Origin of the sequence: Alishewanella sp. SMS8 (genome assembly GCF_030737935.1) — a bacterium.
Lineage (GTDB): Bacteria > Pseudomonadota > Gammaproteobacteria > Enterobacterales > Alteromonadaceae > Alishewanella > Alishewanella maricola.
In genome coordinates, this window is sequence record NZ_JAPJEA010000001.1 from 1096851 (window position 1) to 1110255 (window position 13405).

General features: G+C 46.1%; 14 protein-coding genes. 8 read left to right on the top strand and 6 right to left on the bottom strand.

All coding sequences use genetic code 11. From position 1 onward, the window contains the following. The first annotated feature begins 206 nt into the window (after positions 1-206). From glnA to glnG, 4 genes are all read left to right on the top strand, one after another. The gene (glnA, locus tag ORJ01_RS05010; protein WP_306177156.1) at positions 207-1616 is read left to right on the top strand and encodes a glutamate--ammonia ligase; all 1410 of its coding nucleotides are present in this window, start codon (positions 207-209) and stop codon (positions 1614-1616) included. Positions 1617-1746: 130 nt separating this feature from the next. Beyond that, positions 1747-2253, top strand: a complete 507-nt coding sequence (locus tag ORJ01_RS05015) for a DUF4124 domain-containing protein (RefSeq protein ID WP_226749444.1) — start codon at positions 1747-1749, stop codon at positions 2251-2253. A gap of 87 nt (positions 2254-2340) precedes the next feature. Next, positions 2341-3402, top strand: a complete 1062-nt coding sequence (glnL, locus tag ORJ01_RS05020) for a nitrogen regulation protein NR(II) (RefSeq protein ID WP_236128805.1) — start codon at positions 2341-2343, stop codon at positions 3400-3402. Then, a complete protein-coding gene (gene glnG / locus ORJ01_RS05025) occupies positions 3399-4811 on the top strand; it encodes a nitrogen regulation protein NR(I) (protein ID WP_306177157.1) in 1413 nt (470 codons plus the stop codon). The genes glnL and glnG overlap by 4 nt, the downstream gene beginning before the upstream one ends. Before the next feature lie 32 nt (positions 4812-4843). Here the strand turns inward: glnG and ORJ01_RS05030 are convergent, their stop codons facing one another. Next, positions 4844-5371, bottom strand: coding sequence for a Spy/CpxP family protein refolding chaperone (locus tag ORJ01_RS05030; RefSeq protein ID WP_306177158.1), 528 nt, complete (start codon positions 5369-5371; stop codon positions 4844-4846). 138 nt (positions 5372-5509) lie between these two features. Between ORJ01_RS05030 and ORJ01_RS05035 the strand changes: the two genes are divergently transcribed. Genes ORJ01_RS05035 through ORJ01_RS05045 form a run of 3 tightly spaced genes read left to right on the top strand, consistent with a single transcriptional unit; the run spans position 5510 to position 8651 of the window. Then, positions 5510-6208 carry a response regulator transcription factor gene (locus tag ORJ01_RS05035; protein WP_226749440.1) on the top strand — a complete coding sequence of 233 codons (699 nt, stop codon included), beginning with the start codon at positions 5510-5512 and terminating at the stop codon, positions 6206-6208. After that, positions 6205-7608, top strand: a complete 1404-nt coding sequence (locus tag ORJ01_RS05040; protein ID WP_306177159.1) for an ATP-binding protein — start codon at positions 6205-6207, stop codon at positions 7606-7608. The genes ORJ01_RS05035 and ORJ01_RS05040 overlap by 4 nt, the downstream gene beginning before the upstream one ends. Then, the gene (locus tag ORJ01_RS05045) at positions 7608-8651 is read left to right on the top strand and encodes an alpha/beta fold hydrolase (protein WP_306177160.1); all 1044 of its coding nucleotides are present in this window, start codon (positions 7608-7610) and stop codon (positions 8649-8651) included. Before ORJ01_RS05040 ends, ORJ01_RS05045 begins: the two co-directional genes overlap by 1 nt. A 3-nt stretch (positions 8652-8654) precedes the next feature. Here ORJ01_RS05045 and ORJ01_RS05050 read toward each other — a convergent pair whose 3' ends face one another. Continuing rightward, a complete protein-coding gene (locus ORJ01_RS05050; RefSeq protein ID WP_306177161.1) occupies positions 8655-9119 on the bottom strand; it encodes a tRNA (cytidine(34)-2'-O)-methyltransferase in 465 nt (154 codons plus the stop codon). Positions 9120-9288: 169 nt separating this feature from the next. On the opposite strand from ORJ01_RS05050, the gene ORJ01_RS05055 reads away from it, so the two are divergent. Further along, complete coding sequence (locus tag ORJ01_RS05055; protein ID WP_306177162.1) at positions 9289-11172, top strand: bifunctional diguanylate cyclase/phosphodiesterase; 1884 nt, start codon at positions 9289-9291, stop codon at positions 11170-11172. Here ORJ01_RS05055 and gpsA read toward each other — a convergent pair. From gpsA to ORJ01_RS05075, 4 genes are read right to left on the bottom strand one after another with little or no spacing between them, the layout of a single operon-like run. Further along, positions 11162-12175, bottom strand: coding sequence for an NAD(P)H-dependent glycerol-3-phosphate dehydrogenase (gpsA, locus tag ORJ01_RS05060; RefSeq protein WP_226749435.1), 1014 nt, complete (start codon positions 12173-12175; stop codon positions 11162-11164). The two genes, ORJ01_RS05055 and gpsA, sit on opposite strands and share 11 nt — an antisense overlap. Then, positions 12175-12663 carry a protein-export chaperone SecB gene (gene secB / locus ORJ01_RS05065; protein ID WP_226749434.1) on the bottom strand — a complete coding sequence of 163 codons (489 nt, stop codon included), beginning with the start codon at positions 12661-12663 and terminating at the stop codon, positions 12175-12177. The genes gpsA and secB overlap by 1 nt, the downstream gene beginning before the upstream one ends. A gap of 19 nt (positions 12664-12682) precedes the next feature. After that, a complete protein-coding gene (gene grxC, locus ORJ01_RS05070; protein ID WP_226749433.1) occupies positions 12683-12940 on the bottom strand; it encodes a glutaredoxin 3 in 258 nt (85 codons plus the stop codon). 2 nt (positions 12941-12942) lie between these two features. Then, positions 12943-13377 carry a rhodanese-like domain-containing protein gene (locus ORJ01_RS05075; RefSeq protein WP_226749432.1) on the bottom strand — a complete coding sequence of 145 codons (435 nt, stop codon included), beginning with the start codon at positions 13375-13377 and terminating at the stop codon, positions 12943-12945. Between the last annotated feature and the right edge of the window lie 28 nt (positions 13378-13405).

Below are 13405 nucleotides of genomic sequence, written 5' to 3' on the forward strand. Positions count from 1 at the left end.
GTTAATTTTCCGCTACACTGAGAGCGAGCCCGCGAAGCACCAACTTGATGCAGTAAAGCACCATTTTAGTGCAAAGCTATCAACTGGCCGTGCTGATTTTTTTAAATAACTAATAGATACATAAACTTAGTATGTTGGCATATATCTGGCATTTAACAGGGCAACATACAATACAACTGCTCAAATTGGTTCACTTGGAGGACTGCATGTCTGTAGAAAACGTTCTGAAACTTATCAAAGAAAACGATGTAAAGTTTATCGATCTGCGCTTTACCGATACCAAAGGTAAAGAGCAACACGTCAGTGTACCGGTTAGCCAAATTTCTGAAGAGACATTTGAAGACGGTAAAATGTTTGACGGCTCTTCTATTACCGGTTGGAAAGGCATCAACGATTCAGACATGATTTTAATGCCTGACGCATCAAGCGCAGTATTAGACCCGTTCTTTGAAGAAACGACGTTAAACATCACTTGTGACGTTATCGAACCAAGCACCATGCAAGGTTACGATCGTGACCCACGTTCAATCGCTCAGCGCGCTGAAGAGTATTTAAAATCAACCGGTATCGCTGATACTGTGTTGTTTGGCCCAGAACCAGAGTTCTTTATGTTTGACGATGTACGTTTCCACACGGACATGTCAGGCTCATTCTTCAAACTGAACTCTACTGAAGCCGCGTGGAACTCAGGCACTAGCTATGAAGAAGGCAACAAAGGCCACCGTCCAGGTGTGAAAGGCGGTTACTTCCCGTTACCACCAGTAGATTCAGGCCATGATATTCGTAGTGCCATGTGTATGGTACTAGAAGAGATGGGGCAAGTAGTTGAAGCGCACCACCACGAAGTGGCTACTGCGGGTCAAAACGAAATCGCAACGCGTTTCAATACATTGACTAAAAAAGCAGATGAAGTTCAACAACTTAAGTATGTAATTCACAACGTAGCACATATGTACGGCAAAACAGTTACCTTTATGCCTAAGCCATTAGTCGGCGATAACGGTTCGGGTATGCACTGCCACCAGTCTTTAGCGAAAGATGGCGTTAACCTGTTCGCAGGTGACAAATACGCTGGCTTGTCTGAAATTGCACTTTACTACATCGGCGGTATCATTAAGCACGCTAAAGCCATCAATGCTTTCACTAACCCGTCTACTAACTCTTACAAGCGTTTAGTGCCACATTTCGAAGCGCCTGTGATGTTAGCTTACTCAGCGCGTAACCGTTCTGCGTCAATCCGTATCCCTCTGGTGCCTAGTGCAAAAGCACGTCGTATCGAGTGTCGCTTCCCGGATCCAGCAGCTAACCCATATTTAGCCTTCACTGCACAGTTGATGGCGGGTTTAGACGGCATTCAAAACAAGATCCATCCTGGCGATGCCATGGACAAAGATTTGTATGACTTACCTGCTGAAGAAGCAGCCAACATCCCACAAGTGGCTACCTCTTTAGATGAAGCGTTAAACGAATTAGACAAAAACCGCGCGATCTTCACTAAAGGCGGCGTTATGTCTGACGAAATGATTGATGCTTATATTGGTATTAAGCGCGCGGAAGCCCGCAAAGTTGCAATGGCTGTGCACCCGCTTGAATTTGAATTGTATTACAGCGTGTAATATCAGTTAATTAAGTTTTTTCTGTTCATTAAAAGCTCACTTCGGTGAGCTTTTTTTTGTAGAATATTTAAGTATTTCCAGCTAAAGTTAAATAAGCGTCAGGAAGACGGAACTCAGGAATACAACATTAATGAAATTACTTTGGCTGTCACTGACATTATTACTCGTTGCCAACTCAACGTTGGCGCAAGAAAAGAAGATATTTGTCGGTCGTGATGCCAATGGTGTTTTGGTTTTTTCAGATAGCCCGTTACCCGGCTCAGAAGAAGTCAGTTTGCAAAGCCGACCTAATATCATGGAAGCAACAGACACACGCTTACCTGAAAAAAAGCCACCAGCCCCTGAGCCTTATACTGTCTCAATTACCCAACCTGAAAATGAAGCCACCGTTCGCGACAACACCGGTTCAGTTTATATCTCCGGCCGTATCAGTCCTCGTTTTCAGCGTGGCTTTCGCGTCAGGCTATTATTCGATGGTAAACCGCATGGCGAGCCACAGAACAGTGCGGTGTTTGTGTTGCGTGATGTTTATCGTGGAGAACACAACGTACAAATCGAACTTCTAGACCAAAACGGCAAGCTAATTGCAACAAGTCCTCTTACCATCTTCTATATGCATAGAACTCGTATAAATTAACCAAATTAGTGCATTGTCAGTGAAATTCAGGTTGTTCTGAGTTAAGCTTCACTTCCATAGCACCAAATTGGTGCAATAGGTAAGTTTATGACTCAGGACTCGTTTGCGATCTCACTGGTTGATCAGCTCACTACCGCGGTAATGGTGTTAGATGAAACGCTCAGCGTGTGTTATTTTAATACCGCCAGTTGTGCCGTTTTAGGCCTAGGCGAAAAAAAGCTTAAGCAACAGTTCTTTCCCGGTTTATTTCAACACATCGATTTAAAAGCCAATCATTTGTATAACGCGATGCAAAGCAAACAAGCTTTTAGCGTCAGTGACGTGCAAGCAGTATTAATTGATGGTCGTCATTTATTGTTAGATATCTCAGTCACTATTATTGAGCAACAGCCGATATATTTGCTGCTGGAGCTGCGCCAAGTTGATCATCAACGCAAGATCAGTATGGAAAGCCTGCAACAACATCAGCATCTAGCCGCCCGTGAATTGATCCGTGGTTTAGCCCATGAAATTAAAAACCCCTTAGGCGGTTTAAGGGGTGCTGCGCAGCTGCTAGAAGAGTCACTGGATGATGAACAAAAAGAATACACCCAACTGATTATTGCCCAAGCGGATCGTCTTCGTAACTTAGTCGACCGTTTGCTCGGCCCTTATCGGCCCCCAAGTTTACAACAAAGTAATTTGCACCAGGTTGCAGAGCAAGTTCTTAAACTGGCGAACATGGATAATCCTCAACAAATTTATTTTCAACGTGATTATGATCCCAGTATTCCTGATTTTATGTTCGATCCCGAATTGTTAGAACAAGCCTTATTAAATATCGTACGAAATGCACAACAAGCACTCGTCGATGGCGGTCAAATCACGCTACAAAGCCGTATCTTGCATCAGCACACCTTGCACGGTAAGCGCTATAAGCTGGTTGCATGCATTAAAGTCATCGATAACGGTCCGGGTATACCCGTGGCCATTCGCGACACATTGTTTTATCCAATGGTCAGCGGCAAAGCGGGTGGCACAGGCTTAGGCTTATCCATTGCGCAAACGCTGATCCATCAACAACGCGGTTGGATAGACTGTGAAAGCTGGCCGGGACATACCGGTTTTATGATTTATTTACCTATTTCAGACTGTGAGGATGATGTATGAATCAATTTGTCTGGATAATTGATGACGATAATTCCATTCGTTGGGTCTTAGAAAAAGCCTTAGCACGTACCGATATCCAATGTGAAAGCTTTGCCTCAGCCGATTTAATGCTGCAACGCTTAGAATATGAACAACCGGCGGTTGTTGTATCGGATATTCGGATGCCCGGTACAGATGGCATGGCGTTACTTAGCAAGTTGCAAGAACTTAGCCCTGATTTACCCGTAATCATAATGACGGCGCATTCTGACCTAGACAGCGCCGTCAACGCCTTTAAACGAGGTGCTTTTGAATACTTGCCTAAGCCCTTTGATGTTAACGATGCTGTTGCCCTGATCAGTCGCGCTTTAGAGCACAGCAAAAACCAATTAGCCAAACAGCAACCGCTACCTCCGGCACTCAACCCAGAGATTATTGGTGAAGCGCCGGCCATGCAGGAAGTGTTTCGTGCTATTGGTCGCTTAGCCCGCTCCAGTATCAGTGTACTGATTAATGGGCAATCAGGTACTGGTAAAGAGTTGGTCGCGCGCGCCTTACATAAACACAGCCCTCGCTCAGAAAAACCCTTTATTGCCTTGAATATGGCTGCGATCCCAAAAGATCTGATTGAGTCTGAGCTATTTGGTCATGAAAAAGGTGCGTTTACCGGGGCCAATACGCAACGTAAAGGGCGTTTTGAACAAGCCGATAGCGGAACCTTATTTCTGGATGAAATTGGCGATATGCCGCTTGATGTGCAAACACGTCTGTTACGGGTATTAGCAGATGGTCAATTTTACCGAGTCGGCGGTCATCAGGCTGTCGGGGTAGATGTGCGTATTATTGCGGCCACCCATCAAAATTTAGAATTGCTGGCCCAAGAAGGTAAGTTTCGTGAGGATTTATTTCATCGTTTAAACGTGATCCGCGTGCATTTACCTACTCTAAAAGAGCGCCGCCAGGATATTGCTAAGCTGGCACGCCACTTCTTACAGCAAGCCGCAACGGAGCTTAATGTTGAAGCGAAAACGCTGAGCAAAGAAGCAGAATTATTTCTGACCGATTTAGATTGGCCGGGTAACGTGCGGCAATTAGAAAACACCTGTCGTTGGCTCACCGTGATGGCCAGTGGCAAACATATTGTGGTGGCCGATATGCCGCCAGAATTAACACAAAGCGGTAAAAACAGTTATAACTCGGTTTCCGACGCAGTTCATGGTAATTGGCAAAGCTTGCTCGCGCAATGGGTGACGGAACGCTTAGCCGCAGGTGAAGAAAATATTTTGGCCGAAGCAGGCCCCGCTTTTGAGAAGATTGTGTTACAGCAGGCGCTGCATCATACGCATGGTCATAAACAAGAAGCCGCGCGCAAATTAGGCTGGGGCCGAAATACGCTAACGCGCAAATTAAAAGAGCTGGGCGTCGAATAGACGCCCAGCCGCTTATTTAAGCAGAACGTGCCTTAAGCTGAGCGCTCTGCTTTAGTACGACGGCCCTCAGGTTTACCTTCACCATCACGGCCCTCGATTTTACTGCGGCGTTCTTCACGTTGGTTTTGCAATTGCTCACGTTGCGCAACGGTTAAGATCTGATTGATTTGATGACGTAATTGCAGCAAATGCAACTGACGCTCTTCTTGCTTAGCACGACGCTTTTCTAGTAAAAGTTTTGCCGTTGTTTCATCAAACTGTGGCGCATCCATCAGAGCTTGCCAAGCTTGTTTGTCGGCCGCTCGATCTGCTGCATCGCCTTGATTAGCACGGTGTTCGGCTAAGACAGCCGCAACGGCTTGCTTTTGTTCAGCAGACAAATCTAAGCTGGCTAACTGGCGCTTTAGCATCGCACCCGGTGCCATTTGTTGGCGCTTTTGTTGTTGCTGTTTATGTTGATGCGGTGCTTTTTCTGCTGAGTCTGGTGCTGCAGCCATGCTTGCAGAAGAAAAGGCGACGAGGGTGCCCAGGGTAAGTAATAAGGTTTTCGCTTTCATCATTTGCTCTCCGCTTAGTTGACTGTTACAGCTTAACTCAGCCAATGCAAAGCAACGCAAAGGACAGGTAAAGATTCTGTAAAGAGCCTGACAGTCTGAAAGTGACCACGTAAACTGACCTAAAGCAACAGGAGTAGTAGCATGCCAAAGATCTTGATGATTGATGACGACACTGAACTGTGTCAGCTAGTGGCGGAATATCTCGCACTAGATGGGTTAAGTTTCGAAGCAGTACACGATGGCCAAGCTGGGCTTGAACGTATTCAAACTGCTGCAGCCGATCTGATTTTATTAGATGTTATGCTACCCACTTTAGATGGCTTATCAGTATTAAAAGCATTGCGGGCCGGCCCCTACTGCCCCGTGCTAATGCTGACCGCCCGTGGAGATGACATCGACCGGATTCTGGGTTTAGAACTCGGCGCTGATGATTATTTGGCCAAACCGTTCAATCCACGAGAATTGGTCGCCCGCATTAAGGCCATCTTACGCCGGGTTGAATTACTGCAACAAGAGCCAAGCCATGCAGTAAGCCTTATACATATTAATGATTTGAGTTTAAACACACAAAATCGCCAAGTATTGTGCGCAGAACATCCGGTAAGCCTCACTGCCACCGAGTTTCAATTACTGGAAATGCTGATGCGCAAAGCAGGCGAAGTGATTTCTAAAGAAGAGTTGAGCAAAGTCGTGCTCGGTCGCCGATTACAAATGTATGACCGCAGTTTAGATATGCACATTAGTAATATTCGTAAAAAACTGGCGCAATTTAGCCCAAACGAAAAAATTCAAACCCTGCGGGGCAGTGGTTATTTATTTTTAAGTGAAGGCAAAGGATGAAATTACACTGGCTTAACCCGGTTAATTCGCTAGCCGGTCGCATCTTTATCTGGTTTTGGTTAGTGCTGATCCTGACGGTATCAAGCACCTTATTTTTAAGTCGGCAATTACTCGAAGATACCAAAATTCATCGCTTGCCCAATAATATTGTCACGCAATTACAGCAGCAGGTGAAACAATTTCATCGCGCCGAGTCGGTCGACAAGCTGCTCCGTTACTTGCAGCGGCAACAAGATCCACGCTGGGTCGTCGTTGATTTAGCGCAAAATCAGGTATTAACACCCGATGCCTTACCTCGTAACTTTGATCAAAACTGGTTATTTGAATTAAACCAGCTTAATCGGCCACGGCTGTTGCGGCATAATAATATGCATCTGGCGGGACCTTTTATGCTAGAAATCGGCGAACAAACCCTAGCGCTTTACCAACAGCGTAATATGCCGAGTCAACCTTGGTGGAGCCTGCGCGGTTTATCCGAACCCATTCTGGTGCTGTTACTGCTCTTAACCTCGGCGGCAGCCAGCTTTATTTTGGCCATTTCCATTTCTAAGCCATTACGTGAACTGGTGCAACATAACCTGTTGTTCGCTTCCGGTAAGTTGGATAGCCGAGTACCACGTTTAGCAAAACGTAAAGATGAACTAGGCCAACTTGGCCGCAGTTTTAATACCATGGCCGAGCGGATCAGCGCCTTATTACATAATCAGCAACGCTTGATGCGGGATATTTCACATGAATTACGCTCACCTTTAGCGCGCGCGCAGTTGGTGTTGGGTTTAACCGAACGCCAACAAGATTTAAAGCAATTGCCACGTTTAAAAAATGAATTAGAACGGCTCGATGTGATGCTAGATGAACTTTTGACCTACAGTCGTTTAGATGCAGGACAATACCAACTGGATATCCATGCCTGTGATTTGGTCGCGTTAACCGAAGATGTGCTGCATTTAAATCAAGTCGATGCCGATGCTAAACAGCAACAATTACGCTATGTTGGCCCAGAGCAACTGTGGCTGCAAGCCGATAGCCGCCTGTTAGGCCGTGCCATTGAAAATATTTTACGTAATGCACTTAAATATAGCCCCGAGCACAGCACTATTGAATGCAGCATAAGTACGCAGGCTAGCAGCGTAACCTTAACTATTCGCGATCATGGTTCGGGGATCCCGGCAGAACAGCTCGACAAAATCTTTTTACCGTTTTATCGGATCAGTGATAGCCGCACCAGCACCACCGGCGGTACGGGTTTAGGTTTAGCCATCGTGGCACAAATTATTCGCCAGCATCAAGGTGAGGTTGTGGCTAGCCTGCCCTCTGGTGCGGGCTTGCAAGTCAGTGTTACACTGCCGCTTACGCAACAACCGCCCACAACGAATACGGACGAACACGAAACCACCTAATGGCAGACGTTACTTTTAACCCGATCCAGCCGCTTGCCACTGAACAGCAGTTAACCAAACACTGGCATGACACCTTATTGCCGTTTTGGCGACAAATGCAACACGGCCAGTTTGCTGGAGTGGCCGGTGTGCCGATACATTACAGCTATCATTTAACTCCCGGTGCGCACACGGCGTGGGTGATCAGTAGTGGCCGCATTGAAACGGCAATTAAATACAGCGAATTAATGCTCGAATTAACCACTGCCGGTTATAGCGTGTTTATTTTAGATCATCGCGGACAGGGGCGTTCCGGTCGCATGTTACCCGACTCACAACTGGGCTATGTTGCAGATTTTGCAGATTATCAGCACGATCTGGAAAGCTTTTTACGGCAAGTGGTCAAACCGGCGGCACATCAAAAACATGTATTATTGGCCCATTCAATGGGCGCAGCTATTGCCGCAGGCTTAATTACTCAGCCACCTTGGCAAGAATGGCAGTCGTTTTTCTGCGCAGCGATCCTTTGCTCGCCGATGTTCGGCATTTATACTGGCATAGTACCTTCTAACGTAGCTGAACCGCTCGCCCAGCTTTATTGCCAGTTACGGCGCTGGTGGCAGCCAAATGCGCCGCGTTATTTTCCGATGCAGTTAGCTTACAAAGATAAAGCCTTTGCCCATAATGAATTAACTCAAAGCCAAGCACGCTATCAAGCTTTACGTCATTGTTATCAAACCGAGCCACAACTGCAACTGGGTGGCGTAACATGCACTTGGTTACATCAAGCTATTTTGGCGATGAAACGTTTACGCCGCAGCGCGCACCACTGCCAAACACCGGTCTTGTTGTTACAAGCCGGCGCCGATCAAGTGGTAGCTAACCGCGCGCAACTGGCTTGGTTTAAGCAATTACCCAAAACGCTACCACATAGCTTTAAAATAATTGAAGGTGCCAAGCACGAGCTTTTGATGGAGCAAGACAACCTACGCCAACAAGCCTTGGATCACATCAATCAGTTTTTACAACAGCTGCCCACTCACGCTAACAACGCGCTGAAATAAGGCTTAAACCCCCGCCAAAAAATCATGCTGTCGCCACGCTTCGTAGCTAACAATAGCGACACTATTGGCCAAATTTAAGCTGCGCGCCCCCGCCTGCATGGGAATGCGAATTTTCTGCTCGCTGGGTAATTGATCGCGTACTGCATCAGGTAACCCGCTGGTCTCAGAGCCAAATAACAACACATCATCTGGCTGATATTGCACTTGATGGTAAAAACGCGTGCCTTTAGTGGTGACTGCATAAATGCGCCGCCCCTGCATTTCCTCGGCAAATTGCTGATAATTGGCATAGCGCGTGACACGCGTTAAATCGTGATAATCTAAACCTGCGCGGCGTAATTTCTTCTCTTCAAAATCAAAGCCCATTGGTTCAATGATATGCAATTGACAGCCATTATTCGCCACTAAACGAATGATATTGCCCGTATTCGGTGCAATCCGCGGTTCAAACAATGCCACATGAAACATTACTAATTAATCCTTGTTGTCTTTGTAGTACAAAGGTACTATCTGGAGTTGACCACGCAATGCGTATTGCTAGAAATCCAACTGTTATTTCTAGTTTACACACTGTACCCGCTGAGCAAAAAGCTCTATAGTTAAAGTTGGTCAGAAATTAACCTAGGAAAGTTTCGCAATGACCCACCTTAAAAGCACGTTTTGCGTAGCGTTATTTAGTATCAGTTTGCCTGCTACAGCGGCAAACCAGCCTATTATGGAAGGCGCCTTTTTGCTCTCTACCTTGACAATCTGTCTACTGGTAGTGGCCTTGATCTTAACCATGCGCAGCTTGGCGATAAAAAGTCATAAGCTCAAGCAATTTCGCACCAGTTTTAGTGATCTGCTCAGTGAAACTTCAGGCGTTATTGCTGTATTGGATAAAAACTTGGTGCTGCGCAATGGTAGCGGCACGCTAAAGCGTTTATTAAAAGCCGATGACAGCGTAACTATTTCTGCTCCGCTCAATTTATATGCCGATCCTGATGGCAAAACATTATTGGACAACGACATTAAACTGGCTTTACGCACAAATGGAAAGTGGCAAGGCGAAGCTTGGCTATTAAATGAGCGGCAACGCGAAGCCTTTGAGCTAAGTATTCACAGTGTGCAGCCGGATAACGTGCGTAATACAACTTACCTTATGTATGGCCAAAACATCAGCGAACTGCGCAAAGAAAATCAGTTACAGTTGCAGCAACAAACCCGTGATAGTTTGACCTTATTGCCCAATAACAAAGTGTTTGATGAATTACTGAAAATGGTATTACAAAGCTGTGATGCTCATTATCCTTCAGCCGCGGTCATTTTTATTCACCTAACACCCAGCTATGACAGCAAACACAATGAAGCCAAATTACAGCAACAACTGCCAGAAATTGCGGCCAAGCTACAACAGGTGCTACCACGAAAACTGCTGTTAGCTCGCTATAAAACCGATGGCTTTGTGGTCTTAGTACCGCCCCATCTGTGTAACCACAACAGCAGCATTTATTTAAACCAGCTAGCACACAAAATTTTAGCCGGCATTAATCAGCCCGGCAGCGATGACAGCAAGGCTATTGAGGTCTTTGCCCACCTAGGTATCAGTATCAGCCCGAACGACGGTATCGATGCCGAAAGCCTCTTGAACAGTGCTGAAAAAGCGGCGTATAAAGCTTCACAACAAGGCCAAAACAATCTGTGCTTTGCCGATAGCGGCAGCCAAGAACAAGCCCCAGATTATTTAGCCATGGAAACCGAATTATATCGCAGTGCTGCCCAAGGCGAATTCGAGTTGTATTACCAACCTAAGTTCAGCATTAGCAGTAATCGGATTATCGGTTACGAAGCCCTGCTGCGCTGGCCTAGCCCTCGTCGCGGCATGTTACCGCCACCAACCTTTATGCCCTTAGTAGAAGAAACCGGCCTCATTATTAGTTTGGATCGCCTGGTGTTCCGTAAAGCCTGTCAGCAAGTGAAATACTGGCAACAAACCGGGTTAATGCGTGGCCGTTTAGCACTAAACATTTCTAACCAACAATTCGAGCAAGCTGACTTCTTGCGCTTTATGCAAAACACCTTGCAAGATGCCGAGGTTAGCGCCAGTTTATTTGAATTAGAATTACCCGAGACGATTTTTACTCAACCCACGGTGTGGTTACGTGAACGGATGCATAGCTTGGATAAGATGGGCTTTCGTTTAATTTTAGATAACTTTGGTGAAGGGGTGTCCTCTTTAACCCAGTTACGGCAACATCCACTGCATGGTGTGAAATTATCGCCCACGCTAACCAAGTATATTGAACAGCAAGAACAGCAACGTAATATCTGTGCAACGTTAATCCGCTTAGCCAATTACCTGACTCTGGATGTTACCGCGACGAATATCGAAACAGAGATGCAGGCATATTTGCTGCATGTGATGGGCTGTGATAATCAGCAAGGTCACCGCTTTAGTAAAGCCGTGCCCGCTGATGAAATTGGTCAATTATTACTAAAAGAAAATAACCTGCTGAACAACACGAACCTGGCTAGTGGCTAGTTTCGTCTTTGCGCTCGCGGCCTAACAAGTGTTGGGCTGCTAAGCGCGCATCCTTACCTTCATACAACACCTTGTACACTTGCTCTGTTATGGGCATTTCCACGCCCATACGTGCAGCTAAGTTAAACACCTCTTTGGTATTGCGGTAACCTTCAACCACTTGGCCAATGCTCTCAATGGCTTCAGCGACAGACTTACCCTCGCCTAACAATAAGCCGAAACGCCGATTACGCGATTGATTGTCGGTGCAGGTTAAGACTAAATCGCCTAACCCGGCCATACCCATAAAGGTATCTTTTTGCGCCCCCATAGCACAGCCTAAACGACACATCTCGGCTAAACCACGGGTAATCAGTGCAGTCCGCGCATTGGCACCAAAGCCAATGCCATCGGCCATACCTGCGCCAATGGCAATAACATTTTTTACCGCACCGCCCAACTGCACACCAATAAAGTCGGGGTTGGTATAAACGCGAAACGTTTTCGCGCAGTGCAATAAATCAGATAATTCTTGAATAAAAACAGCATCGCTGGAAGATAATGAAATAGCGGTAGGTAAACCTGCGGCCATCTCTTTTGCAAAGGTAGGGCCGGATAACACCGCTAAGGCAATTTGCTCACCCAAGATATCGCGGGCGACATCTTGTAATAAACGCCCAGTATCAGGCTCTAAGCCTTTTGTGGCCCAAGCCACTCGGGATTTTGCAGTGAGTAATGGCTTAATTTGCTGAAGCGTAGCGGCGAAAGCATGACTAGGTACTACCATCAAAATATCATTGCTCGTTTGCACGGCAGCCGTTAAATCCGCGGTCACTTGCAAAGTTTTCGGTAAGGCAATGCCAGGCAGATATTTTTGGTTTTCACCTTGTTGCTGCATTAAAGCCATTTCGGCGGCGTTACGACCCCACAAGGTAATAGGGTTGCCGTTACGCGCCAAACAAATAGCGAGCGCGGTGCCATAAGACCCCGCGCCAATAACGGTAATAGCAGAAGGCTGCAACATTACGCGTTCAGTTGTGGTGATTCAGCCTGACGTTGCTGCAAATATTGCGCAAATAAGGCATCAAAATTCACTGGCGCTAAGTTTAACTGTGGGAAAGTACCACGGTTAACTAAGTTTGAAACAGCTTCACGGGCATAAGGGAACAGAATGTTCGGGCAGAATGACGCTAACATGTGAGCCATTTGCGCTTCTTCCATTTCACCAATAGAGAAGATACCCGCCTGTTGCACTTCGCATAAGAAAGCTGTTTCATCACCGACAGTGGTGGTTACTGTTAAAGATAAAATAACTTGATAAACGTTATCTTCAATTTTGTCGCTGCGGGTATCCAGATCTAACTTAACTTCTGGTTTCCATTCTTTACGGAAAATAGCAGGTGCGTTTGGTGCTTCAAATGAAACATCCTTAACAAAAATACGCTGAATGGCAAATTGTAGACCCTGTGCAGTTTGATCTGCTGCAACGCCGTTTGCTTGTTGTTCGGCCATGATAAATCCTATGTTAATGTTATGCTTGTAGTAATGAGTCGAGTTTGCCAGCTGATTCCAGCGCAAACATATCGTCGCAACCGCCAATATGCTGATTGGCAATAAAAATTTGTGGTACGGTACTGCGTCCACCGGCGCGTTCGATCATTTCAGCTCGACGCTCGGTTTCAACATCAATTCTGACTTCTTGATACGCAACTTTCTTCTCGCGTAATAACATGATAGCCCGAACACAATAAGGACAATACGCCTTAGTGTAAATAGTCACTTCTGCCATTATTACCTCTTCGATTTCACTACGGGTAAGCTAGCGCCTGTCCAAGCACTCATACCACCTTGTAGCGTAGAGACTTTGGTAAAGCCTTGCTTAGCCAGAGCTGATGCCGCTCGATTTGCGGTCATGCCGGTTTGACATACTACAATAATGGGCGCATCTTTTTGCTTTTCAAGGCCTGCCAGCTGTTGCTTATCAATTTGTGCCTGCGTTAGGTGCTTGGCATCGGTAATATGCCCTTTAGCAAATTCAGCTTCTGTGCGGATATCGACTACTACGGCATTTTCACGGTTTACCGCTAAAGTCAGTTGGGTTGGCGACACCGGCTTAATGGCAGAAAGCAACGAACTGATCCAGCTGCCCACAATTAACACCACCAATAATGCCCAAACGCCGCTCAGCAGCGGATGATTGCTGATAAATTCGATAACTTGATCCATAACGTCAATATTCTTCTCGTTGAAAACA

Bases quoted from the DNA above. Each gene is read 5' to 3' on its own strand.
- glnA (WP_306177156.1), top strand. From the start codon at position 207: ATGTCTGTAGAAAACGTTCTGAAACTTATCAAAGAAAACGATGTAAAG.
- ORJ01_RS05015 (WP_226749444.1), top strand. From the start codon at position 1,747: ATGAAATTACTTTGGCTGTCACTGACATTATTACTCGTTGCCAACTCA.
- glnL (WP_236128805.1), top strand. From the start codon at position 2,341: ATGACTCAGGACTCGTTTGCGATCTCACTGGTTGATCAGCTCACTACC.
- glnG (WP_306177157.1), top strand. From the start codon at position 3,399: ATGAATCAATTTGTCTGGATAATTGATGACGATAATTCCATTCGTTGG.
- ORJ01_RS05030 (WP_306177158.1), bottom strand. From the start codon at position 5,371: ATGATGAAAGCGAAAACCTTATTACTTACCCTGGGCACCCTCGTCGCC.
- ORJ01_RS05035 (WP_226749440.1), top strand. From the start codon at position 5,510: ATGCCAAAGATCTTGATGATTGATGACGACACTGAACTGTGTCAGCTA.
- ORJ01_RS05040 (WP_306177159.1), top strand. From the start codon at position 6,205: ATGAAATTACACTGGCTTAACCCGGTTAATTCGCTAGCCGGTCGCATC.
- ORJ01_RS05045 (WP_306177160.1), top strand. From the start codon at position 7,608: ATGGCAGACGTTACTTTTAACCCGATCCAGCCGCTTGCCACTGAACAG.
- ORJ01_RS05050 (WP_306177161.1), bottom strand. From the start codon at position 9,119: ATGTTTCATGTGGCATTGTTTGAACCGCGGATTGCACCGAATACGGGC.
- ORJ01_RS05055 (WP_306177162.1), top strand. From the start codon at position 9,289: ATGACCCACCTTAAAAGCACGTTTTGCGTAGCGTTATTTAGTATCAGT.
- gpsA (WP_226749435.1), bottom strand. From the start codon at position 12,175: ATGTTGCAGCCTTCTGCTATTACCGTTATTGGCGCGGGGTCTTATGGC.
- secB (WP_226749434.1), bottom strand. From the start codon at position 12,663: ATGGCCGAACAACAAGCAAACGGCGTTGCAGCAGATCAAACTGCACAG.
- grxC (WP_226749433.1), bottom strand. From the start codon at position 12,940: ATGGCAGAAGTGACTATTTACACTAAGGCGTATTGTCCTTATTGTGTT.
- ORJ01_RS05075 (WP_226749432.1), bottom strand. From the start codon at position 13,377: ATGGATCAAGTTATCGAATTTATCAGCAATCATCCGCTGCTGAGCGGC.